The 19,823-nt window shown below is 62.6% G+C and carries 32 protein-coding genes and 1 pseudogene; 3 read left to right on the top strand and 30 right to left on the bottom strand.

Translation table 11 applies throughout. The features are described 5' to 3' along the window. Positions 1 to 10: 10 nt before the first annotated feature. The 19 genes and pseudogenes from infA to rpsQ (DAD186_RS10810) form a co-directional block, all read right to left on the bottom strand. Complete coding sequence (gene infA / locus DAD186_RS02680) at positions 11 to 232, bottom strand: translation initiation factor IF-1 (protein ID WP_016664050.1); 222 nt, start codon at positions 230 to 232, stop codon at positions 11 to 13. Between the two features lie 177 nt (positions 233 to 409). Further along, the gene (map, locus tag DAD186_RS02675; RefSeq protein WP_065247402.1) at positions 410 to 1,270 is read right to left on the bottom strand and encodes a type I methionyl aminopeptidase; all 861 of its coding nucleotides are present in this window, start codon (positions 1,268 to 1,270) and stop codon (positions 410 to 412) included. Between the two features lie 6 nt (positions 1,271 to 1,276). Beyond that, positions 1,277 to 1,861, bottom strand: a complete 585-nt coding sequence (locus tag DAD186_RS02670) for an adenylate kinase (RefSeq protein ID WP_065247401.1) — start codon at positions 1,859 to 1,861, stop codon at positions 1,277 to 1,279. Then, positions 1,858 to 3,165 (bottom strand): preprotein translocase subunit SecY, encoded by a 1,308-nt coding sequence (gene secY / locus DAD186_RS02665; protein WP_065247400.1) that lies wholly within the window; start codon positions 3,163 to 3,165, stop codon positions 1,858 to 1,860. The genes DAD186_RS02670 and secY overlap by 4 nt, the downstream gene beginning before the upstream one ends. Positions 3,166 to 3,323: 158 nt before the next feature. Continuing rightward, the gene (gene rplO / locus DAD186_RS02660) at positions 3,324 to 3,776 is read right to left on the bottom strand and encodes a 50S ribosomal protein L15 (protein ID WP_065247399.1); all 453 of its coding nucleotides are present in this window, start codon (positions 3,774 to 3,776) and stop codon (positions 3,324 to 3,326) included. A 3-nt stretch (positions 3,777 to 3,779) separates the two neighbouring features. Further along, a complete protein-coding gene (gene rpmD / locus DAD186_RS02655) occupies positions 3,780 to 3,962 on the bottom strand; it encodes a 50S ribosomal protein L30 (RefSeq protein ID WP_034372287.1) in 183 nt (60 codons plus the stop codon). Then, positions 3,959 to 4,651, bottom strand: coding sequence for a 30S ribosomal protein S5 (gene rpsE, locus DAD186_RS02650; RefSeq protein WP_065247398.1), 693 nt, complete (start codon positions 4,649 to 4,651; stop codon positions 3,959 to 3,961). Before rpsE ends, rpmD begins: the two co-directional genes overlap by 4 nt. 35 nt (positions 4,652 to 4,686) lie before the next feature. After that, positions 4,687 to 5,073, bottom strand: a complete 387-nt coding sequence (gene rplR, locus DAD186_RS02645; RefSeq protein ID WP_034372282.1) for a 50S ribosomal protein L18 — start codon at positions 5,071 to 5,073, stop codon at positions 4,687 to 4,689. 2 nt (positions 5,074 to 5,075) lie between these two features. Beyond that, entirely contained in the window at positions 5,076 to 5,618 is a 543-nt protein-coding gene (gene rplF, locus DAD186_RS02640; protein WP_034372280.1) for a 50S ribosomal protein L6, read from the bottom strand. Positions 5,619 to 5,636: 18 nt separating this feature from the next. Further along, positions 5,637 to 6,035: a 30S ribosomal protein S8 gene (gene rpsH / locus DAD186_RS02635; protein ID WP_065247397.1), complete on the bottom strand. Its 399-nt coding sequence runs from the start codon at positions 6,033 to 6,035 to the stop codon at positions 5,637 to 5,639. A 63-nt stretch (positions 6,036 to 6,098) separates the two neighbouring features. Then, a complete protein-coding gene (locus DAD186_RS02630; RefSeq protein ID WP_016664040.1) occupies positions 6,099 to 6,284 on the bottom strand; it encodes a type Z 30S ribosomal protein S14 in 186 nt (61 codons plus the stop codon). A 1-nt stretch (position 6,285) separates the two neighbouring features. Then, the gene (rplE, locus tag DAD186_RS02625; protein ID WP_065247396.1) at positions 6,286 to 6,843 is read right to left on the bottom strand and encodes a 50S ribosomal protein L5; all 558 of its coding nucleotides are present in this window, start codon (positions 6,841 to 6,843) and stop codon (positions 6,286 to 6,288) included. Further along, positions 6,843 to 7,253, bottom strand: a complete 411-nt coding sequence (gene rplX, locus DAD186_RS02620) for a 50S ribosomal protein L24 (RefSeq protein ID WP_055089370.1) — start codon at positions 7,251 to 7,253, stop codon at positions 6,843 to 6,845. Before rplX ends, rplE begins: the two co-directional genes overlap by 1 nt. Position 7,254: 1 nt before the next feature. Further along, positions 7,255 to 7,623 carry a 50S ribosomal protein L14 gene (gene rplN, locus DAD186_RS02615; RefSeq protein ID WP_016664037.1) on the bottom strand — a complete coding sequence of 123 codons (369 nt, stop codon included), beginning with the start codon at positions 7,621 to 7,623 and terminating at the stop codon, positions 7,255 to 7,257. A 505-nt stretch (positions 7,624 to 8,128) separates the two neighbouring features. Next, the gene (locus DAD186_RS02610) at positions 8,129 to 9,040 is read right to left on the bottom strand and encodes a sensor histidine kinase (protein ID WP_065247395.1); all 912 of its coding nucleotides are present in this window, start codon (positions 9,038 to 9,040) and stop codon (positions 8,129 to 8,131) included. After that, a complete protein-coding gene (locus DAD186_RS02605) occupies positions 9,037 to 9,810 on the bottom strand; it encodes a response regulator transcription factor (RefSeq protein WP_065247394.1) in 774 nt (257 codons plus the stop codon). Before DAD186_RS02605 ends, DAD186_RS02610 begins: the two co-directional genes overlap by 4 nt. Beyond that, complete coding sequence (locus tag DAD186_RS02600; protein WP_065247393.1) at positions 9,800 to 10,363, bottom strand: OmpA/MotB family protein; 564 nt, start codon at positions 10,361 to 10,363, stop codon at positions 9,800 to 9,802. Before DAD186_RS02600 ends, DAD186_RS02605 begins: the two co-directional genes overlap by 11 nt. Then, positions 10,360 to 11,070, bottom strand: coding sequence for a hypothetical protein (locus DAD186_RS02595; RefSeq protein ID WP_082991044.1), 711 nt, complete (start codon positions 11,068 to 11,070; stop codon positions 10,360 to 10,362). The genes DAD186_RS02600 and DAD186_RS02595 overlap by 4 nt, the downstream gene beginning before the upstream one ends. A 265-nt stretch (positions 11,071 to 11,335) precedes the next feature. Continuing rightward, positions 11,336 to 11,416 (bottom strand): annotated as a pseudogene (rpsQ, locus tag DAD186_RS10810) (30S ribosomal protein S17); the annotation flags it as partial. Positions 11,417 to 11,983: 567 nt separating this feature from the next. On the opposite strand from rpsQ (DAD186_RS10810), the gene DAD186_RS02585 reads away from it, so the two are divergent. Continuing rightward, entirely contained in the window at positions 11,984 to 12,385 is a 402-nt protein-coding gene (locus tag DAD186_RS02585) for a hypothetical protein (protein ID WP_065247392.1), read from the top strand. Next, positions 12,382 to 12,528 (top strand): hypothetical protein, encoded by a 147-nt coding sequence (locus DAD186_RS10805; protein ID WP_167550756.1) that lies wholly within the window; start codon positions 12,382 to 12,384, stop codon positions 12,526 to 12,528. Before DAD186_RS02585 ends, DAD186_RS10805 begins: the two co-directional genes overlap by 4 nt. Positions 12,529 to 12,917: 389 nt before the next feature. Here the strand turns inward: DAD186_RS10805 and rpsQ (DAD186_RS02580) are convergent, their stop codons facing one another. From rpsQ (DAD186_RS02580) to rpsJ, 11 genes are read right to left on the bottom strand one after another with little or no spacing between them, the layout of a single operon-like run. Beyond that, positions 12,918 to 13,193, bottom strand: coding sequence for a 30S ribosomal protein S17 (gene rpsQ / locus DAD186_RS02580; RefSeq protein WP_016664029.1), 276 nt, complete (start codon positions 13,191 to 13,193; stop codon positions 12,918 to 12,920). A 17-nt stretch (positions 13,194 to 13,210) separates the two neighbouring features. Further along, the gene (gene rpmC, locus DAD186_RS02575; protein ID WP_016664028.1) at positions 13,211 to 13,444 is read right to left on the bottom strand and encodes a 50S ribosomal protein L29; all 234 of its coding nucleotides are present in this window, start codon (positions 13,442 to 13,444) and stop codon (positions 13,211 to 13,213) included. Beyond that, positions 13,444 to 13,863, bottom strand: a complete 420-nt coding sequence (rplP, locus tag DAD186_RS02570; RefSeq protein WP_016664027.1) for a 50S ribosomal protein L16 — start codon at positions 13,861 to 13,863, stop codon at positions 13,444 to 13,446. The genes rpmC and rplP overlap by 1 nt, the downstream gene beginning before the upstream one ends. A 5-nt stretch (positions 13,864 to 13,868) precedes the next feature. Next, a complete protein-coding gene (gene rpsC, locus DAD186_RS02565) occupies positions 13,869 to 14,696 on the bottom strand; it encodes a 30S ribosomal protein S3 (protein ID WP_065247391.1) in 828 nt (275 codons plus the stop codon). Beyond that, entirely contained in the window at positions 14,696 to 15,061 is a 366-nt protein-coding gene (gene rplV / locus DAD186_RS02560; RefSeq protein WP_065247390.1) for a 50S ribosomal protein L22, read from the bottom strand. Before rplV ends, rpsC begins: the two co-directional genes overlap by 1 nt. Positions 15,062 to 15,120: 59 nt before the next feature. After that, positions 15,121 to 15,402 (bottom strand): 30S ribosomal protein S19, encoded by a 282-nt coding sequence (gene rpsS / locus DAD186_RS02555; RefSeq protein ID WP_065247389.1) that lies wholly within the window; start codon positions 15,400 to 15,402, stop codon positions 15,121 to 15,123. A gap of 21 nt (positions 15,403 to 15,423) precedes the next feature. Then, the gene (gene rplB, locus DAD186_RS02550) at positions 15,424 to 16,260 is read right to left on the bottom strand and encodes a 50S ribosomal protein L2 (protein WP_065247388.1); all 837 of its coding nucleotides are present in this window, start codon (positions 16,258 to 16,260) and stop codon (positions 15,424 to 15,426) included. Positions 16,261 to 16,306: 46 nt separating this feature from the next. Next, positions 16,307 to 16,609 carry a 50S ribosomal protein L23 gene (rplW, locus tag DAD186_RS02545; protein ID WP_065247387.1) on the bottom strand — a complete coding sequence of 101 codons (303 nt, stop codon included), beginning with the start codon at positions 16,607 to 16,609 and terminating at the stop codon, positions 16,307 to 16,309. Further along, positions 16,606 to 17,550 (bottom strand): 50S ribosomal protein L4, sunset domain variant, encoded by a 945-nt coding sequence (gene rplD, locus DAD186_RS02540; protein ID WP_065247386.1) that lies wholly within the window; start codon positions 17,548 to 17,550, stop codon positions 16,606 to 16,608. The genes rplW and rplD overlap by 4 nt, the downstream gene beginning before the upstream one ends. Before the next feature lie 5 nt (positions 17,551 to 17,555). Further along, on the bottom strand, positions 17,556 to 18,236 hold the full coding sequence (gene rplC / locus DAD186_RS02535) for a 50S ribosomal protein L3 (RefSeq protein WP_065247385.1): 681 nt from the start codon (positions 18,234 to 18,236) through the stop codon (positions 17,556 to 17,558). A gap of 13 nt (positions 18,237 to 18,249) precedes the next feature. Beyond that, complete coding sequence (gene rpsJ, locus DAD186_RS02530) at positions 18,250 to 18,558, bottom strand: 30S ribosomal protein S10 (RefSeq protein WP_055089348.1); 309 nt, start codon at positions 18,556 to 18,558, stop codon at positions 18,250 to 18,252. 467 nt (positions 18,559 to 19,025) lie between these two features. Between rpsJ and DAD186_RS02525 the strand changes: the two genes are divergently transcribed. Beyond that, positions 19,026 to 19,748 (top strand): YflT domain-containing protein, encoded by a 723-nt coding sequence (locus DAD186_RS02525; RefSeq protein WP_065247384.1) that lies wholly within the window; start codon positions 19,026 to 19,028, stop codon positions 19,746 to 19,748. The last annotated feature ends 75 nt before the right edge of the window (positions 19,749 to 19,823 follow it).

The raw sequence follows: 19,823 nt of genomic DNA, 5'->3' as shown, positions 1-19,823 counted from the left end.
GCGGCCCGGCTTACTTGTATCGGTAAACGATGCGACCCTTTTCAAGGTCGTACGGGCTGAGCTCCACCACCACGCGGTCCTCAGGAAGGATCCTGATGTAGTGCTGGCGCATCTTGCCCGAGATATGCGCGAGTACTTTGTGGCCGTTGTCCAGCTCAACGCGGAAGCGCGCGTTCGCGAGCGCTTCGGTCACGGTGCCCTCGACTTCGATCACGCCGTCTTTTTTCGCCATAGTCTCTACTGTCCCTCTGCCCCTTTCGGGGACTGGTTTCGCATGTGCTACCTTCGAGCGCGCTTTAACGGGCGGCGAACCGCCAGAATTAACGGGGGTAGCCCCAAAGAGCGCACTCGGTTCTCTATCGTACACGCGCGATAGCCCCGCGATAAGTGGCTATAGGCGTGGGTTCGCTCACCTTCCGGTGGTGGCGGAGGAGTCCGACGGTTCCTCGGCGATCATAATGCCGCGTTTTTCGAGTTCCGCCTTGCCGCCATCAACGGCGCTGAGCACGAAGATCCCCGTTTCGGTGACCGCGACGGAGTGTTCAAAGTGAGCGGCGCGGCCACCCTTGGTCGCGACGACGGTCCAGTCGTCCTCGAGAATCTCGAAGTCACCGTCGCCTTGGATGAGCATGGGTTCGATGCACAGGGCCATACCGGGCACGATCTTCGGGCCGCGATCGCGCGTGCGGAAATTCATGACGTCGGGCGGCTCGTGCATCGCCCGGCCGATGCCGTGCCCGCCAAATTCTTCGAGGTGCTGGATCCGCTCCCCCGCACAGTCGGCGACGTAGTCTTCGATCGCGGCGCCGATCTCCCCCACGCGCTTCGCGTTTGCAAGAGCCGCGATGCCTTCCCACATCGCTCCCCGAGTCACCTCGACGAGTTCGCGATCGGCCTCGCTTTTCGCTGTGCCCACGATGTGCGTCCGGGCAGCGTCGGAGTGCCACCCCTCGACGATGCAGCCGGCGTCCACGCTCACCACGTCACCTTCACGGATGACTCGGGAGCCAGGAATGCCGTGGACGATCTCTTCATTCACGCTCACGCAGACCGTGGCAGGGAACCCGTGGTAGCCGAGGAAGTTGGACTTCGCGCCCGCACTCGCGATGATGTCGCGCGAGATTTGGTCGATGTCCGCAGTCGTCATACCGGCGCAAAGGCTCTTTTCGATCTCCTCATGGATCCGGGCAAGCAAAAGCCCCGCGCGGCGCATCGTCCCGAACTGCTCGGGAGTTTTGAGGCTTACGCGGGGCTTTCGGCGAAAAGACATTCGGGTTCAGGCTCCGAGTGCGGCGAGAATTTCGGCAGTCACGGTGTCGATGTCCTTCATGCCGTCGATGCGCTTGACGAGACCGCGGCGCTCGTAAATGTCGATCAGCGGGGTTGTTTGCTCGCCGTAGACATCGATCCGGCGGCGGATCGTTTCTTCGTTGTCGTCGCTACGGCCCTGCTCCTTGCCGCGCTGAAGAAGACGCTGAACAATTGCTTCGCTGTCAACGTCGAGAAGCACCACGGCGTCGAGCTCGACACCAAGCTTCGCGAGAATACCATCGAGGGCTTCAACCTGCGCGACGGTACGGGGGTAGCCATCGAGAAGGAAGCCGTCCTTGGCGTCAGCTTCGCCGAGGCGTCCCTCGACCATGTCGTTCGTGACCGAATCGGGAACATACTCGCCCTTGTCCATGTAGGACTTCGCGAGAACGCCAAGCTCGGTTTTCTTCGACACGTTTGCACGGAAGATGTCTCCGGTCGAAATGGCGGGGACACCGAGCTTCTCCACGATCCGCTCGGCCTGCGTGCCCTTGCCGGCACCCGGAGGACCAACGATAAGGAGGCGGCGTGCGGGGGTAGAGGCGTTCATCGGAGAATCCCTTCGTAGTGGTGCTGTTGGAGCTTGGAGCTGATCTGCTTCAAGGTATCGAGGCCAACACCGATAATGATGAGGAGCGAAGTTCCGCCGAACGGGAATTTCTGGTCCGCGCCAAGAAGCGCGAAGGCGATCAGCGGAACGAGGGCGAGGACGCCAAGGTAAAGCGACCCCGCGGAGAGCACGCGATTGATCACGTACTCGAGGTAACGCGCGGTCGGGCGTCCGGCACGGATACCGGGCACGAAACCGCCGTACTTCTTCATGTTGTCGGAAATTTCTTCAGCGTTGAAGGTGATCGACACGTAGAAGAACGCAAAGAACACAATGAGGGCGAAATACACGAGCGAGTAAATCCACGAGAATCCCTGACCGAGCACGAAGTGGGCATGGATCCACTGCACCCAAGCGGAGGTCGGATCACCGAAGGACGCGATGAGCTGGGGAAGGGCGAGAAGCGAGGACGCGAAGATGATGGGGATCACGCCCGCCTGGTTGACCTTGATCGGGATATAGGTCGAGGAGCCACCCACGAGGCGACGGCCGACCTGGCGCTTCGCGTACTGCACCGGAATACGGCGCTGAGACTGTTCGACGTAGATCACAGCCACGACGATCACCATGCCTACGAGCATGACAAGAGCGAACGTCATCCAGCCCTGGAGCTTGAGGATCTGACCGAACGAGCCGGGGAAGCCAGCGGCGATCGACGTAAAGATGAGCAGCGACATGCCGTTGCCCACGCCCTTTTCGGTGATGAGCTCACCGAGCCACATGATCACGAGGGTGCCCGTGGTCATCGTGAGGATCATAAGAACAAGAATCCACCAGGACTGGTTGGGCACGAGGGGCAGGTTGCAGCCCGGGAAGAACGCACCGCTGCGCACGAGCGTAATCACGGTGGTGGATTGGAGAACGGCGAGGCCAATCGTCATGTAACGCGTGTACTGCGTGAGGGTCGCCTGCCCCGCCTGACCGTCCTTATGAAGCTCTTCGAACTTGGGGATCACCACGCGCAGAAGCTGCACGATAATCGACGCCGTAATGTACGGCATCACGCCAAGTGCGAAGACGGACATCTGCAGCAGCGCCCCGCCGGAGAACAAGTTCACCATGCCGAGCACGCCGCCGCCTTCACCACTGAGCGCCTGATCAGCACAGGCGTTGATGTTCGTGAAGTCGAAGCCGGGGGTCGGTACGAACACACCGAAGCGATAAATGGCGAGCATTCCCAGAACAAACAGAAGCTTGTTCCTCAGCTCAGGGGTGCGGAAAGCGCGCACAAAGGCGTTGTCCACCAGGTTCCTCCTGTCGGGGCGGCCCGAGGGGTGGGCCAATAATGCACACGGGGCGCATTAGAGCAAGGGATTAATGGCCTATAGAAACAGGCACCGCGACTCAAAATATCCCGAGTCGCGGCGCCTGGTCAAAGAAGCACTATGAAATTTGCTTCAACTCACGCCACGGTGACCGAGCCGCCGGCGGCGGTGATCTTCTCCTCGGCCGAAGCCGAGAACTTCTGGGCGGTGATGTCAATCTTCACGGAAATGTCGCCGGAACCGAGCACCTTGACGGGCTGGTTCTTGCGCACGGCATTCTTCGCGACGAGATCCTCGACGGTGATCGTGCCACCCTCGGGGAACAGCGCCTCGATGGTATCCAGGTTCACGACCTGGAACTCCACGCGGAACGGGTTCTTGAAGCCACGCAGCTTGGGAAGGCGGCGGTGCATCGGGGTCTGACCACCCTCGAAGCCGGCCTTCACCTGGTAGCGAGCTTTCGTGCCCTTGGTACCGCGACCCGAGGTCTTACCCTTCGAGCCCTCACCGCGGCCCACGCGGATCTTGGCAGTCTTCGCGCCGGGAGCCGGGCGAAGATCGTGAAGCTTAAGCGGGTTTTCGTTAACCATGGATCAGTCCACCTCTTCAACCGTCACGAGGTGACGGACGGCATTGATCATGCCGCGAATCTCGGGGCGGTCTTCTTTCACAACGACGTCGCCGATGCGCTTGAGGCCGAGGCCTCGCACCGTCGAACGCTGTGCGTCGTTACCGCCAATTACAGACTTGACCTGAGTAACCTTGAGCTGCATCAGGCACCTACCTTCTCTTCACGTGCCTCACGGGCCGCAGCGCGGCCCTCGGCCTGCGCACGGAGGAGGTAGCCGGGGGCGACGTCCTCGAGGGGAAGACCGCGGCGTGCTGCCACTGCCTCCGGCTCCTCGAGCTGCTTGAGGGCCTTGACGGTCGCGTGCACGATGTTGATCGTGTTCGAGGAACCGAGCGACTTCGACAGAACGTCGGCGACGCCCGCGCACTCGAGAACCGCACGCACCGGACCACCGGCGATTACACCGGTACCGGGTGCAGCCGGGCGAAGGAAAACGACGCCTGCGGCGTCCTCTCCCTGAACCGGGTGCACGATCGTGCCCTGGATGCGGGGAACACGGAAGAAGTTCTTCTTCGCTTCCTCAACACCCTTCGAAATGGCGGCAGGAACTTCCTTCGCCTTTCCGTAGCCGATGCCGACGGTGCCGTCGCCATCGCCCACCACCACAAGCGCGGTGAAGGCGAAGCGGCGACCGCCCTTGACGACCTTCGAGACGCGGTTGATGGTGACAACGCGCTCGAGGAATGCCGACTTCTCTTCCTGACGACCGCCACGGCCCTCGCCGCGGCGACCGCCCTGATTGCGGCCGTTGCCACGACCGTGGTTGTTACGATCCTCGTTTTCGCCCCTCCGACCGGAGGCCGCGGGACCATTGTTACGCTGCTCAGCAGCCATGTGAATCCTCTTCTCGTCCTATTTCCGGGGGGTGGTCACAGAGTCAGTCCGGCCTCGCGGGCACCGTCAGCAACGGCGGCCACGCGACCGTGGTACTTGTTGCCGCCACGGTCGAAGACCACGGCGTCAATACCGGCTTCCTTCGCGCGCTGCGCCACGAGCGAGCCGACCTGCTTGGCCTTCTCGGTCTTCGTGGCCTCCGAGGCGCGGAGGTCTGCTTCCATGGTCGACGCCGACGCGAGGGTGATGCCCTTCGTGTCGTCGATGACCTGAACGTACATGTGGCGCGCCGAACGGGTCACGGCGAGGCGGGGGCGCTCAGCGGTGCCCGCCACACGGCGACGGAGGCGCAGGTGACGGCGGCCGCGTGCGCGGACGCGGCTCTTGCGGTCACCGCGAGTGTGCTTTTCAGCGAAACCCATAATCACTTACCAGCCTTTCCGGCCTTGCGCTTCACGGTCTCGTCGGCGTAACGCACACCCTTGCCCTTGTACGGCTCGGGCTTACGAATCTTGCGAATCTTCGCGGCGGTCTCGCCGACCAGCTGCTTGTCAATACCCGACACCGAGAACTTGGTGGGGCTCTCCACGTTGAACGTGATGCCCATGGGGGCCTTCACGAGAACGGGGTGCGAGAACCCGAGTGCGAACTCGAGGTCGGTTCCCTTCGCGACAACACGGTAACCAGTGCCCACGATCTCGAGCTTCTTCTCGAAGCCCTCCGTGACGCCCTGGACCATGTTCGCGATGAGGGTGCGTGCGAGGCCGTGGAGGGCCTTGTTTTCACGCTCTTCGTTGGGGCGGCGCACGACGATCGAGCCGTCTTCAGCGCGCTCAACGCTGAGGGGCTTCGGAACGTCATACTGAAGCTCGCCCTTCGGGCCAGCGATCTGAACGTGCTGGCCGTCGATCGTCACACCAGTGATGGAAGCCGGTACGGAAACCGGACGAAGTCCAATGCGGGACATTACGGTTCTCCTTTCCGGTTACCAGACGTAGGCGAGGACTTCCCCACCCACACCCTTCTTCGTGGCCTGCTTGTCGGTGAGGAGGCCGGAGGACGTGGACAGAATGGCCACGCCGAGGCCGCCGAGCACCTTGGGCAGGTTGGTGGACTTTGCGTATACGCGAAGGCCGGGCTTCGAGACACGGCGCACGCCCGAGATCGCACGCTCGCGATCGTCGGTGTACTTGAGTTCGATGACGAGGTTTTTTCCAACCTCGGCTTCTTCCTCGTGCCAGTCCTTGATGTACCCCTCGGCCTTCAGAATCTCCGCGATGCGGGACTTGAGGTTCGAGTACGGCATGGTCACGGAATCGTGGAACGCGGTGTTGGCGTTCCGGATTCGCGTGAGCATGTCCGCGATCGGATCAGTCATTGTCATGTCGAATGCTTCTTTCTCACCGTGGTTTCCCTCGCGTGAAGCGGGGACCTGTGGCGATAGTCCTTACCAGCTGCTCTTGGTGACACCGGGCAGTTCACCGCGGTGGGCCATCTCGCGAAGGCACACGCGGCAAAGGCCGAACTTGCGGTACACCGAGTGCGGGCGACCGCACTTCTGGCACCGGGTGTAGGCGCGCACAGCGAACTTGGGCTTGCGCTGCTGCTTGTTCTTAAGCGCTGTCTTGGCCATATCAGTTCTCCTTGAACGGGAAGCCGAGCGCACGAAGCAGCGCACGTCCCTCGTCGTCGGTCTTGGCGGTGGTCACCACGGTGATGTCCATGCCGCGAACACGGTCGATCTTGTCAGGATCGATCTCATGGAACATGACCTGTTCGGTGAGACCGAAGGTGTAGTTGCCGTTGCCGTCGAACTGCTTCGGCGAAAGCCCGCGGAAGTCGCGGATACGCGGAAGAGCGGTCGAGAGCAGGCGATCGAGGAACTCCCACATGCGAGCGCCGCGAAGGGTCGTGTAGCAGCCGATGGCCTGACCTTCACGAAGCTTGAACTGCGCGATCGACTTGCGGGCACGCGTCACCTGCGGCTTCTGGCCGGTGATCGCGGTCAGATCCGCGATGGCACCGTCGATCACCTTCGAATCGCGTGCGGCGTCGCCGACACCCATGTTCACGACGATCTTCGTGAGACCGGGGATGAGCATCGGGTTGGCATAGTTGAACTCGCTCTGGAGCGAATCCTTGATTTCTTCGTGGTACTTGGTCTTAAGGCGCGGGGTGGTCGTCTCAGTCATCAGATGTCCTTCCCGGTGCGCTTCGAGTAACGCACACGAATGGTCTTCGTGCGACCGTCCTCGAGCTCGACCTTCTCTTCACGGAAGCCCACGCGGGTGGGCTTGCCGTCATCAGCCACGAGGGCGACGTTCGAGATGTGGATCGGGGCTTCAACCTGCTCAATGCCACCGGCCTGGCCGTTGTAGCCGGGCTTGTTGTGGCGGGTGATGCGGTTGACGCCCTCGACGAGCACGCGCTGGGTGTCGGGGAACACCTGGAGCACGCGGCCCTGCTTGCCCTTGTCACCAGCGGTCAGTTCGCCCTTGCCCTTTTCGGCGCGGGTTTCGTTGCGCTTGGCGATCTTGTCTGCGTCGCTCGTGCGACCGGTGATGACCTGAACGAGGTCACCCTTCTTAATCTTCATGCTCATGTCACAGCACCTCCGGTGCCAGCGAGATGATCTTCATGAACCGGCGGTCACGCAGCTCGCGGCCCACGGGGCCGAAGATACGCGTGCCACGCGGCTCGCCATCATTCTTGAGGATGACAGCTGCGTTCTCATCGAATCGGATGTATGAACCATCGGCACGGCGGCGTTCCTTCGTGGTGCGAACCACGACGGCCTTCACAACATCGCCCTTTTTGACGTTTCCGCCAGGGATTGCGTCCTTGACGGTCGCAACGATGGTGTCACCAATGCCGGCGTAACGGCGACCGGAGCCACCGAGAACACGGATGCAGAGGATTTCCTTTGCACCGGTGTTGTCGGCGACCTTGAGTCGCGACTCCTGCTGAATCACTAACGTTCTCCTTGCGTCTCGCCGGTTCTCTCGGCGTGAGCCTCGAGCCTTGCGGAACGGATATCGGACTTGTTTTCCGCCACGCTCACGAGTGGGCGCGGCGGCTTCCAGTTCCCGGGCATCAAAAAACCCCGAGCCGGACTCAGGCACTGCCGAAAGGCGATGCAGGGTCTCCGGCTGGGATGGGTCCCACTTGGGGCCCGAGGACCGGGTCCTGTGCTCAGTGGCGCATCCCGCCAACCTCTCGGTTTTCGGGTGCGTTCACACAGCAACCCGTCTAGTTTACGGCACACACGCACTCTTCGTAAGGGGGCGGGGATGCCTTTGCATGTGTGCTTGGTCTCGCTGCGTGTGGCAACGCCTGGTGGGTCGGTGGGGTACGGCGTGCAGCCGTGGGTCCGACGGTGGCCGGCAAGCGTCGGACCTTCTTTTGACACGCGCCCTTCGCCCAGCCTCGCCTGGACGAGCGCTCGCGCGCTTTCCCGACCCGCACCTTCCAGGTGTTTTACCGCGCCGGCCCCGCAAACGGGAGCGTAAGGCTCACGGATGTTCCTTCGCCATGCCACGACGTGAGGGTCGCAGCGCCTCCGTGTCGCTCGACGATCGCTCTCACCATGGGCAGGCCGAGGCCCGAGCCCTCGATACCGCGAACCTCGCTCGCGCGACCAAGCTCTTCCCATACGAGCGGAAGGTCGTCCGGGGAAATCCCGAGCCCGGTATCGGCAACCTCGAGCACAATGCCGTTTTCGAGCTGACGCCCCCGCACTTCGATCGCATCGCCCGGCCGCGAGTACTTCACGGCGTTGCTCAAAACGTTCACGAGGCACAGGAAGAGGAGGTCTTCGTCGCCATTGATCGGCGGCAGAGGACGCGGAGCCGTGGGAAGCGAGACGCGGATCGAGCGTTCGCTCGCACCGGGCACCTCGCGCGCGGTCTCGATGGCGTCGTGGACGAGGCGCGAAGGATCGATCTGCGTAATCTCGAGCTGCGTGTGCTCGACCTCCCCAATTTTGCGCAGGTCGCTCAGAAGGGAGGTGAGGCGGCGTGATTGGGCGTCGATGCTCGAGCGCTGGCGCTCGGACGGCTCATCGGCAAGCGCCGCTCGAATGCCCTGGATCGGGTTCTTTATTTCGTGGTCGAGTCGGGCGATGAGCCGACGCCGGCTTGCCGTCTGCTCGGCCACGGTTTCGCGCCGCGCCTTGCTGACGGCGTGGCGCGTGTACCACCACGCGCCGAGGGCTGGAAGAACGGCGAGAGTGAGAACCGCGCCAATCGTGAGCGGGAGCCAGGCGAGCGACATCGAAAAGTAGATGTGCCTCGATTCGCCGAGGACGCTCCATACGAGGGAGACCACCACGCCGATCGCGAGGGGAAGCGCGGCGAAAGCCGAGGCGTAGGCAAGTGGGTGTTTCTTCATGAACGTTCGACCTTCTGGGCGAAGCGATAGCCGAGGCTCGGGACTGTCTCGATATACGTGGGGGAACCGTCGGCCGCACCAATCACGCGGCGAATCTCGGCGATGCGATGGTCAACGGCTCGCGTGGTCACGATCGCATCGAAACCCCACACGGTCTGCAGGAGCCGCTCACGCGTGAACACTTCGCCGGGGTGCGCCATGAGGTACTCGAGGAGCGCGAATGCCCGTGGCGTGAGTTGGTCTTCCTTGCCACCCACGAAGATCCGTCGGGCCGTGCGATCGATGCGCAGCTCACCAGAGGTGAGTGTCGAGGACGTGCTGAGCGGGGCCGAGCCGCGCGAGCTTCGACGCAGGACTGCCCTGATCCGCGCGAGGAGCTCGTGCGGGTCGAACGGCTTATTGAGGTAATCGTCGGCCCCTTCGTCGAGCGCGGATGCGCGCTCGAAGCTCTCCCCCACCTGGGTAAGAAGGATGACGGGTAGCCATTCATGGCGTTCGCGGATGCGGCGAAGCGCTTCTCGACCGTCCATGACCGGCATCATGACGTCGAGGATCACGAGATCGGGTTCCTCCTCATCGAGCCTCTCGAGTGCCTCGGCGCCGTTCGCTGCCATGCGCACGTCGAGCCCGCTGCGTGAGAGCACTCCCCCGAGATGCTCGCGAATCGTCTCATCGTCGTCGACGAGCAGGATGCGCTGACGCGCCGGATCGGCCGGCTCCGATGAACCGGCCGATCCCGACGCGAATGAAGGAGTGTGGCTACCCGTCATAGCGGATCTCCACGCGCCTGTTCTTGGCGCGTCCTTCCGGGTTGTCCTCATCGCCGTTCTTGTTCGGCTCCACGGGCTTCGTGTCGCCGTGGCCTGCGACCTCGAGCTTGAGGTCAGGGCGGGCCGCGGAGATCGCGTCGGCCACCGCCTGGGCGCGCTCCTTGGAGAGCACGTCGTTTCCTCGGCGGTACGGGATGTTGTCAGTGTGCCCATCGACCTTCACGGTCGCACCCTGCGGAACGTCTTTGACGAGCTCCCCGATGCGTTTCTTCGCCGGGTCAGATAGTTTGTTCGAGCCGTAATCGAAGAGGATGTCCGAGTTCAAGGTGACAACCTTCGTGTTGCCCTCTTGTGTATCGGTATTGAGGTCTTCGATGTTTTGCTCGAGCTGGTAGATATTCTGCTCGAGGGGAAAAATATTGGGCTCGTACGTACCGATCGTGCTCGGCGGCTCGGGGGCAGGCGTTTCGTCCCCATTGTCCGCGAGGGCCGCGGGGCCCGCAGCGAAGACGAAAGCCGCGGCCGTGAGGCTTACAAGGTGACGCTTTTTCACTTGATTTCGACCCCCTTTGCGACCTCACCCGTCGACCACAGCATCACGTCCATGGTCTTGACGTCCGCCGGCGGAGCGGCAAAGGTCGCAAAAGCATACGCGGTCTGACCGGGCATGATGTCCACATCGTGGAGCTCAGTCATTGCACGCTCTTGGGTATTCTCCGTCGCAAGTGGCGTGTGCTTTCGAAGGTTCTTCGTGTCGATAACGAATGGCGTCCACCTTTCATTACCGTTGAGGTAAAAGAAACCCTGCGCCTCCTTCACAGTCGTATTGAGCTTGAACGAGTAGAGGGCGGTGACGGTCTCCCCCTCTCGCTTCAGCCCGTGAAGCGAAGCCGTGACAGTCGCGTTCGGATCGCCCTTCACGACGACAGGAGCCTCCGTCGTGAAGATCGGCGCGGGGTAGTTCGCCCCGTTGGGGTCCCCCGCCACCTGCTGGCTGTTTGCGCCGCCCTGATCGGAACCTGCCGGCGAAGCGCCGCCGGCATCGCTCGCGCCCTGCGCGGGATTCGCGCCGTCGGACCCGCTTCCCTGATCGCCGCTGTTGCTGCTGTCTGCAGGGGCTGCCGCGCTCGTCTGCTCCGTGGGCTTCTCATCGCTGCTACCGAGCACGCCGAAAGAGCATCCGCTCGCACCGGCAACAAGAAGAGACGCGGCTGCAAGGCCTGCCGCGAGGCGGCGCTTCGTCATCGTGGTCGTCGTCATGGGATTCACTCCTCAAAGTCACGGGAGCCGCTTCTCGCCTCCTCGTTACCTCCACGCTATTGCCCGGATATCGCGGCGGCGTTGCGACGCGGTACCTACTCTGCCATGCCGTGTCGCAGATTTGCGACAACTGTCGTCACGCGCATGGCTATCGGTCATCGTAACGTCACGCGGGCGCAAACGCCCGCTCAATAGCGGAAGGGGCCGCCCGCTGATAAGCGGACGACCCCTTCTCGGAGATCTTTCGGGACTCAGCCCGACAGATTTACTTAGCCTTCTCGATGATTTCGAGGAGACGCCAGCGCTTCGAAGCACTCAGCGGCCTGGTCTCCATGATGCGAACGCGGCCGATCTTGTCCTGATCGATCTCATGGAACACATGACCTGTTCCGTGAGGCCGAAGGTGTAGTTGCCGTTGCCGTCGAACTCCCTCGGCGACAAGGCCACGGTTCCCACGAAGCTCACCGCCAAGAACAAGAAGACCGGAGAGACGGACACAAAGACCTCAACGTTCACCCTCGTCAAGGAAGATGGAAAGTGGGTCATCTCCGACGTCGGAAACATGTTTGAGAAATTAACCCTTTTCCACCGAATGTGGGGCCGGCCCCCTTTGGCCGGCCCCACATTGCTTTGCCAATCCTCGTTGTTGTTCGCGCGTCACACGGGCGAGCTTCTCGCCCGTGACCCCAACCGAAGCCCAAGCCCAAGCTGCGCCCTACCTCCCAATCCCCAAGCCTCCGCAACACATGTTTGCACGTGCAATCTCAAGCGGGTATGTTGGCAACTGTAGCGCAGGTCATGCGAAAGGTGCACAATGACCTACCCCCACTACTCCCCTGCACCCCCTCCCCCATACGTCCGCCCCCAAGGTTCCAGTAGGGGCGTTTTTTGTGGCATTTGCGGTTGCCTAAGCTTGCTCAGCCTCGCCGGTATCGCCGCCCTCGTTCTCGTCATCGGCGGTGGAGCGGCCCTCATCCATGGGCCCAAGGACACTGTGGACGACATGTTCGCTGCCATTGAGTCCCAGGATTGTTCGGCATTCACGGGCGCTCTCGAGGATCAAGCGGCTGACAGCGTCGATTGCGAGCGTTTCAAGGAAGCCGCAGCGGAAATCGACCGTCGCGGCGGATTCGACTACGACATCACACACATCAGCACCGAAAACACCAAGGCCCAGGTGGAGGTCACCACCACACTGCACGACCCAGCCGTGAGCGTCCCCGAGACAGACCACGTCTTCGACCTCGAGCTCCAGGATGGCGAATGGAAGATCACTGGAAGCAAGAGCAGCAACAACAGCTGGAAGATGCCGTGACAGCGAAGCCCAAGGCCGCCATTATCCTCACCGCGTGCACCGGCCTCGTTATCGCTGGGCTTTGTGCCGGAACCCTCGCATTGTGGCTGCTGCTCACCTCGGACAGCGAAGAAGACACAATCAAGGAATCCGCTCATGCATGAGCCATGAGCGGCCGGCAAGATTCGTGCCCCGGGTTGAAGGCAACCGTCGGCCCCACTTCCCGCACAGCTGCAGCGAACTCCAGAAGCCGCTCGTTGCACCACCCCGCCCCCGAATGCCCGAAGACGGACGCGTTGCGGGTATCGATGTTCGCGGCAGGATTGCCCGGGTCCAGTACGAGTACGGCGACGCGGCACATATGGGCTTCACGCCCGAACTCACCGGGTCCCTCACGTTGGCAAAGCAGGCCGACGGCAGCTGGCGCGTCACGAACCTCGCACGTGGGAAGCACTCGCAACCCGCACCACGAAGGCACAAAAGAGAGGCCGGGGTGGATCCGCATTGCGATTCCACCCCGGCCTCTCTATGTTCAGGCGAACCTGAGAACGGCTTACTTAGCCTTCTCGAGAATCTCCACCAGACGCCAGCGCTTGGAAGCGCTCAGCGGGCGGGTTTCCATGATGCGAACAAGATCGCCGACACCGGCGGTGTTCTCCTCATCGTGGGCCTTGAACTTCTTGTGCTTCTTCATAACCTTGCCGTACAGCGAGTGCTTCACGCGCTCCTCGACCTCGACGACGATGGTCTTATCCATCTTGTCGGAGACGACGTAGCCGCGCTGAGTCTTGCGGTACGGACGCTCTTCAGCGACCTGATTTTCGTTCATTACCTAACCTCGCTCGTTCACTCGGCCGAACCGGGGGCCTGGCGGATCCCCAGCTCGCGCTCGCGCAGGATCGTGTAGATCCGTGCGATGTCCTTCTTGACCGAACGCAAGCGAGCGCTCGACTCGAGCTGACCGGTCGCGCCCTGGAAACGGAGCTTGAACAGCTCGTCCTTGGCCTTCGCGAGTTCTTCGGTGAGCTTCGCGTCATCGAGCTTGTTGAGCTCGTCAGCGGTAAGCTTCGTGGCTGCCATCAGATGTCACCACCCTCTCGGCTGAGGATTCGGCACTTCATGGGGAGCTTGTGCATCGCAAGGCGCAGTGCCTCGCGTGCAGTCGGCTCATCGACGCCGGCAACCTCGAACATGACGCGGCCGGGCTTGACGTTCGCTACCCAGAACTCCACCGAACCCTTACCGGAACCCATGCGGACCTCGGCAGGCTTCTTCGTGAGGGGGCGATCGGGGTAGATGTTGATGTACACCTTGCCGCCACGCTTCATGTAGCGCGTCATGGCGATACGTGCGGCCTCAATCTGGCGGTTGGTGACGTAGGCGGGCTCGAGAGCCTGGATGCCGTAGTCGCCGAACGCGAGATCGAAGCCACCCTTGGCCATACCGGTACGGGTGGGGCGATGCTGCTTGCGGTGCTTGGTCCTACGCGGAATCAGCATTGGACTCAGGCCTCCGTTCCCTTATCGGCCGGAGCGGCAGCGGGAGCCTCGGTAGCGGCCTGAGCCTGAGCCGAAGCTTCCGCCTTCTCACGGCGGGCGGCGTTGCGCTCGTTGCGGCGGCCACGGGGGCGCTCAGCGCGCGGACCACGGCCCTGGCGCGGAGCCTGGGCGGCCTGCTGTGCAGCGAGTTCCTTGGACGTGATGTCGCCCTTGTAGATCCACACCTTCACGCCGATGCGGCCGAATGCGGTGCGGGCCTCGTAGAAGCCGTAGTCGATGTTCGCGCGAAGCGTGTGCAGAGGCACGCGGCCTTCACGGTAGAACTCGCTGCGGCTCATTTCGGCGCCACCGAGGCGGCCCGAAACGGCGACACGGATACCCTTCGCGCCAGCACGCTGCGCGGACTGAATGCCCTTGCGCATCGCACGGCGGAAGGACACGCGGCTCGCGAGCTGCTCGGCGATGCCCTGAGCAACGAGCTGCGCGTCTGCCTCGGGGTTCTTGACCTCGAGGATGTTGAGCTGAATCTGCTTGCCCGTCAGCTTCTCGAGCTGACCACGGAGACGCTCGGCCTCCGCGCCACGGCGACCGATCACGATGCCGGGGCGAGCGGTGTGCAGATCAACGCGAACGCGATCACGGGTGCGCTCGATCTCGACCTTCGACACGCCAGCACGCTCAAGCCCCTCGGAGAGGAGGTTGCGGATGGCGACGTCTTCCTTCACGTAGTCGCGGTAGCGCTGACCTTCCTTCGTGGAGTCGGCGAACCAGCGGCTCGTGTGGTCGGTCGTAATACCGAGGCGGAACCCGTTGGGATTGACCTTCTGGCCCACTAGCGGGTCTCCTTCTTCTTCGACGGGGCAACAGCCACGGTGATGTGGCTGGTGCGCTTCTTGATCTGGAATGCGCGACCCTGAGCACGCGGCTGGAACCGCTTCATGGTCGGGCCTTCGTCGACGAACGCAGCGGACACGACGAGATCCTGCTCATCGAAACGCTCCCCTGCCTGATCTGCCTTCACGCGGGCGTTGGCGATCGCGGACTTTACGAGCTTCGAGACGGGCTCGCTGGCGGCCTGCGGTGCGAACCGCAGGATCTCCAGGGCTTCACCCGTGCTCTTACCACGAATAAGGTCAACGACGCGCCGGGCCTTCATGGGCGAAATACGGATGAACCGCACCTGCGCCTTGGCTTCCATTGCTGTCCTGCTTTCTTTAGTGAATAGCGAGGGCCATCATCACTACGCCGGAGCGGCGATTAGCGACGACGTCCCTTCATGTCGTCCTTGTCATGGCTGCGGAAAGTGCGCGTGGGAGCGAACTCGCCGAGCTTGTGGCCCACCATCGACTCGGTGACGAACACCGAGACGTGCTTGCGGCCATCGTGCACTGCGAAAGTGTGGCCGAGGAAGTCCGGCGTGATGACCGAACGGCGCGACCAGGTCTTGATGACGTTCTTGGTACCGGCTTCGTTCTGAGCGTCGACCTTCTTCTGAAGGTGATCGTCAACGAAGGGGCCCTTAGCAATACTGCGTGGCATATCTGTTTATCCCTCGTCCTATCAGCGCTTTTTGCCGGTACGGCGGCGGCGCACGATGAGCTTGTCGCTTTCCTTGTTCGGCTTGCGGGTGCGGCCTTCCGGCTGGCCCCAAGGCGAAACGGGATGACGACCGCCCGACGTGCGGCCCTCACCACCACCATGCGGGTGGTCCACGGGGTTCATCACAACACCACGGACGTGCGGGCGCTTGCCCTTCCAGCGCATGCGGCCGGCCTTGCCCCAGTTGATGTTGGCTTGTTCGGCGTTGCCCACTTCGCCGATGGTCGCGCGGCAGCGCGCATCGACGTTGCGGATTTCGCCGGACGGCATACGAAGCTGGGCGAACTTGCCTTCCTTCGCGACGAGCTGCACGGAGGCACCCGCCGAGCGGGCGATCTTCGCGCCGCCACCGGGGCGGAGCTCGATAGCGTGCACAACGGTACCCACGGGGATGTTGCGCAGCGGAAGGTTGTTGCCGGGCTTGATGTCGGCGCTCGGACCGCTTTCGAGCACGTCACCCTGGCGAAGCTTCGCCGGGGCGAGGATGTAGCGCTTCTCGCCGTCCATGTAGTGGAGCAGCGCGATACGAGCGGTACGGTTCGGGTCGTACTCGATGTGGGCGACCTTAGCGTTGACGCCGTCCTTGTCGTGGCGACGGAAGTCAATCACACGGTAGGCACGCTTGTGGCCACCACCGCGGTGACGCGAGGTCACGCGACCCTTGTTGTTACGGCCACCCGTCTTGGACAGGGGGCGGACCAGCGACTTCTCCGGCTCACTACGAGTGATCTCGACGAAGTCGGCGACGCTCGAACCGCGACGGCTCGGCGAGGTCGGCTTGTTCTTACGAATTCCCATCGTGGGTTTCCTCAGACTCTCTCGTTTGTCTTCGGGTCACGACCGCTCAGGCGGTCGCGCCTCCGAAGATGTCGATGGATCCGTCCTTGAGGGTGACAATGGCGCGCTTGGTGTCGTTGCGCTTGCCAATGCCGAAACGCGTGCGACGCGTCTTGCCCTGACGGTTGATGGTGTTCACCGAAGCAACCTTGACGTCGAAGATTTCCTCGACGGCGAGCTTGATTTCGGTCTTGTTAGCGCGGCGATCGACGACGAAGACGTACTTGCCTTCGTCCATCTGGCCGTAGGACTTCTCGGTGAGGACCGGCGCGAAAAGGATGTCGCGCGGGTTCTTGTGGATCGAGGTCACTTGGCTTCCTCCTCATCGGCCGGGCGAACGGCGTTCACAAAGCCGGCAGCTTCCGCTGCCTCCGGCGTCGCGAACCAGACCTCAGCCTTGGTGCGGCCGTACCACGGCGATTCTTCGGTGTGGTACTTCATGGAGTTGCTGTTGCCCTTGATGGTGAAACCTTCGGGGGCCTTGCCACCGTCGAGCGGAAGGGCGCTGCCTTCGCCGTAGGGAGCTTCAACAGCCTCGGGCGCGGTCTTCTCCTCAGCCTTGGCGGCCACGGGGGCGGCTTCGGTGGTGGACTGCGAAGGAGCCTTCACGGCGGCGAGAGTTGCACCAGCCACGAAGTCCTCGAGTGCACCTTCGGTGAAGACGACATGGTCAGAAGCCATCACGTCGTAGGTGTTGAGCTGATCGGCGAACAGCACGTGAGCGTTCGAGAGGTTGCGCGAGCTGAGCGCGCCGACCTCGTCGTTGCGGCGAACGACCAGGAGGAAGTTCGAGCTGTCCGAGACGGTAGCGATGGTCTTCGCCACGAGCTTCGTCGAAGGCTTGTCGCCCTCGAGAAGCGCGGTGAAAACGTGGACGCGACCGAAGCGGGCGCGATCCGAGAGGGCGCCGCGGAGGGCAGCAGCCTTCATCTTCTTCGGCACACGCTGCGTGTAGTCACGCGGAACCGGACCGTGCACAACGCCACCGCCGGTCCACTGAGGTGCGCGGATCGAGCCCTGGCGAGCGCGACCGGTACCCTTCTGCTTCCACGGCTTACGGCCACCACCGCGGACCTCGCCGCGGGTCTTGGCCTTGTGCGTGCCCTGGCGTGCAGCGTTGAGCTGAGCCGTCACGACCTGGTGGATAAGCGCCACGTTGGTCTGGACATCGAAGATGTGAGCGGGAAGCTCGGCGGTGCCAGTCTTCTTGCCTGCGGGGTCGAGAACATCGACCGTCAGGTTGTTAGCCATGAAAATCAGGCTCCCTTCTTCGGACCCTTGACGGCCGAGCGAACCAGAACGATGCCACCCTTGGGGCCGGGAACGGCACCCTTGATGAGCACGAGGTTCTTCTCGGCGTCCACCGCCTGAACGGTGAGGTTCTGGACGCTGTTGCGGTTACCGCCCATGCGGCCCGCCATGCGCATGCCCTTGAACACGCGTGCGGGGGTCGAGGCGCCACCGATCGAGCCGGGCTTGCGGTGGTTGCGGTGCTGACCATGCGAGGAACTCACACCGGCGAACCCGTGGCGCTTCATGACGCCCGCGTTGCCCTTACCCTTGGTCGTGCCAACGACGTCGACCTTCTGGCCGGCCTCGAAGATCGAAGCGTCGATCTCCTGGCCGAGCTCGTACTCCGCCGCATCATTCGTGCGGAGCTCAACGAGGTGACGGCGCGGCGTCACGCCGGCCTTCTCGAAGTGACCCTTGAGGGGCTTCGTCACCTTACGGGGATCAATCGCGCCATACGCGATCTGGACAGCGTCGTAGCCATCAACGTCCTGTGAGCGGACCTGCGTGACAACACACGGGCCGGCCTGAACCACGGTCACGGGGACGATCTTGCCGTCTTCATCCCACACCTGGGTCATGCCAAGCTTGGTGCCGAGCACGCCATTGATGACGCGATCGCGCTGCCCTGTCAGTTCGTTACTCATGTGTTCCGATACCTCAGAGCTTGATCTCGATGTTGACGTCCGCAGGCAGGTCGAGGCGCATCAGCGAATCCACAGCCTTGGGCGTGGGATCGACGATGTCGATGAGGCGCTTGTGGGTGCGCATCTCGAACTGCTCACGGGAATCCTTGTACTTGTGCGGCGACTTGATCACAACGAAAACGTTCTTCTCAGTCGGCAGCGGCACCGGGCCCACGACCGTTGCACCAGCGCGGGTGACAGTGTCGACGATTTTGCGCGCCGAGCTGTCAATCACCTCGTGGTCATACGACTTGAGCCGGATGCGGATCTTCTGTCCCGCCATAGCCTAGGTCTATCTCTTTCTCTAAAACCGCTCTTACATGGAGTGGGCCAGACCGACACCCGCGGTCGGGTGTGTCGCTCTTGCGAGGCGCAAAAAGGCCGCGCGAAACCCATGTCCTTGCGACTGTTCCCTCAAACGATGCGCCCTCAGCGGAGTTTCCACACTGTTCGCATCCTTGGGCTGAGCGTCATCCGGTGGTCATTCCCAGAGATGGGGAACGGAACCGGGCATGGCCGCTCGCGCAAGCAACTCATCTAGTTTGCCACGTATCTCAAATGGGCACCAGGGGCTCAGGCGTGGAACGCCTCACAAGCAGGAAGCGTCTGGCACACGGCTTCCCTACCCAGACCGTTCGTCACACGCACGACGGCGCACACGCGTTCCCTCTGCTCGGCGCCCGCGGCCGAGGCCCGCCGGGCACCCACTCCTCCGCACACGTGCGCAGCGAAGCACACTAGAGTAGAGGCATGAGTCAACAGCCAAACAACCCGCTCCAGTCACGAGCATTCTCCCTCGAATTTCCGCAATCGCTCGGAACTTACCACGAGTACTCCGACGTCCAACGTTTAGTCGACACTCTTGCCGACGCCGGGTTCCCCGTCCACAACACCCTCATCGTAGGAACCGACCTACGTCTCATCGAGCGCGTGACCGGACGCAAAACGTGGACCCGCGTCATTCTCGGCGGGGCACTGAGCGGCATGTGGATGGGCCTATTCGTGGGCCTCCTCTTCAGCATGCTCTCCGAGCAGTGGCTCTCAACTATCCTCAGTTCAATTGTGCTCGGCGCGGTGTTCTTCACCGTGTGGGCAGTGATCGGCCATGCCATGAGTGGCGGTGAGCGCGACTTCACCTCAATGACCGCCACAGTTCCGATGCAATACGAGCTGCTCGTCGAGCACCGCAACGTCATGGACGCCCGCCGCATTCTCTCCGAGGCCGGGGTACGCCTCGGCGAGGGGGCTTTTGGCGGCGTAGGCCCGGCTGCCCCTTCCTCCGGTCGACCAGCACAAAGACCTAGCGCACAAAACGGAGGAACCCCGACTTTCGGCCAACCAGGCTCGACGCCCGCCGACGGCAACACCGATGCGGACAACACCGGTGCCGCCACGAGTGACGGCAGCCAGCTGGCGAAGCGCCCAACGTACGGTCTACCGTCGGACTCTGCTGAAAAGACCGAACGAGACTAAGCTCGCACGGTCCCTTCACCGCCAATCAACCACCCACTCACAGAAAAACGCCCCGGACGAATCCGGGGCGTTTTC

It is taken from the genome of Dermabacter vaginalis (assembly GCF_001678905.1).
GTDB lineage: Bacteria > Actinomycetota > Actinomycetes > Actinomycetales > Dermabacteraceae > Dermabacter > Dermabacter vaginalis.
The sequence above is the reverse complement of the archived record's forward strand: the minus strand, read 5'-3'. Positions and strand labels throughout refer to the sequence as shown.

Excerpts from the sequence above, each read along its gene's own strand:
- infA (WP_016664050.1), bottom strand. The coding sequence starts at position 232 with ATGGCGAAAAAAGACGGCGTGATCGAAGTCGAGGGCACCGTGACCGAA.
- map (WP_065247402.1), bottom strand. The coding sequence starts at position 1,270 with ATGTCTTTTCGCCGAAAGCCCCGCGTAAGCCTCAAAACTCCCGAGCAG.
- DAD186_RS02670 (WP_065247401.1), bottom strand. The coding sequence starts at position 1,861 with ATGAACGCCTCTACCCCCGCACGCCGCCTCCTTATCGTTGGTCCTCCG.
- rplO (WP_065247399.1), bottom strand. The coding sequence starts at position 3,776 with ATGGTTAACGAAAACCCGCTTAAGCTTCACGATCTTCGCCCGGCTCCC.
- rpsE (WP_065247398.1), bottom strand. The coding sequence starts at position 4,651 with ATGGCTGCTGAGCAGCGTAACAATGGTCCCGCGGCCTCCGGTCGGAGG.
- rplR (WP_034372282.1), bottom strand. The coding sequence starts at position 5,073 with ATGGGTTTCGCTGAAAAGCACACTCGCGGTGACCGCAAGAGCCGCGTC.
- rplF (WP_034372280.1), bottom strand. The coding sequence starts at position 5,618 with ATGTCCCGCATTGGACTTCGTCCGGTTTCCGTACCGGCTTCCATCACT.
- rpsH (WP_065247397.1), bottom strand. The coding sequence starts at position 6,035 with ATGACAATGACTGATCCGATCGCGGACATGCTCACGCGAATCCGGAAC.
- DAD186_RS02630 (WP_016664040.1), bottom strand. The coding sequence starts at position 6,284 with ATGGCCAAGACAGCGCTTAAGAACAAGCAGCAGCGCAAGCCCAAGTTC.
- rplE (WP_065247396.1), bottom strand. The coding sequence starts at position 6,843 with ATGACTGAGACGACCACCCCGCGCCTTAAGACCAAGTACCACGAAGAA.
- rplX (WP_055089370.1), bottom strand. The coding sequence starts at position 7,253 with ATGAGCATGAAGATTAAGAAGGGTGACCTCGTTCAGGTCATCACCGGT.
- DAD186_RS02610 (WP_065247395.1), bottom strand. The coding sequence starts at position 9,040 with ATGAAGAAACACCCACTTGCCTACGCCTCGGCTTTCGCCGCGCTTCCC.
- DAD186_RS02605 (WP_065247394.1), bottom strand. The coding sequence starts at position 9,810 with ATGACGGGTAGCCACACTCCTTCATTCGCGTCGGGATCGGCCGGTTCA.
- DAD186_RS02595 (WP_082991044.1), bottom strand. The coding sequence starts at position 11,070 with ATGACGACGACCACGATGACGAAGCGCCGCCTCGCGGCAGGCCTTGCA.
- rpsQ (WP_016664029.1), bottom strand. The coding sequence starts at position 13,193 with ATGAACGAAAATCAGGTCGCTGAAGAGCGTCCGTACCGCAAGACTCAG.
- rpmC (WP_016664028.1), bottom strand. The coding sequence starts at position 13,444 with ATGGCAGCCACGAAGCTTACCGCTGACGAGCTCAACAAGCTCGATGAC.
- rplP (WP_016664027.1), bottom strand. The coding sequence starts at position 13,863 with ATGCTGATTCCGCGTAGGACCAAGCACCGCAAGCAGCATCGCCCCACC.
- rplV (WP_065247390.1), bottom strand. The coding sequence starts at position 15,061 with ATGGAAGCCAAGGCGCAGGTGCGGTTCATCCGTATTTCGCCCATGAAG.
- rpsS (WP_065247389.1), bottom strand. The coding sequence starts at position 15,402 with ATGCCACGCAGTATTGCTAAGGGCCCCTTCGTTGACGATCACCTTCAG.
- rplB (WP_065247388.1), bottom strand. The coding sequence starts at position 16,260 with ATGGGAATTCGTAAGAACAAGCCGACCTCGCCGAGCCGTCGCGGTTCG.
- rplD (WP_065247386.1), bottom strand. The coding sequence starts at position 17,550 with ATGGCTAACAACCTGACGGTCGATGTTCTCGACCCCGCAGGCAAGAAG.
- rplC (WP_065247385.1), bottom strand. The coding sequence starts at position 18,236 with ATGAGTAACGAACTGACAGGGCAGCGCGATCGCGTCATCAATGGCGTG.
- rpsJ (WP_055089348.1), bottom strand. The coding sequence starts at position 18,558 with ATGGCGGGACAGAAGATCCGCATCCGGCTCAAGTCGTATGACCACGAG.
- DAD186_RS02525 (WP_065247384.1), top strand. The coding sequence starts at position 19,026 with ATGAGTCAACAGCCAAACAACCCGCTCCAGTCACGAGCATTCTCCCTC.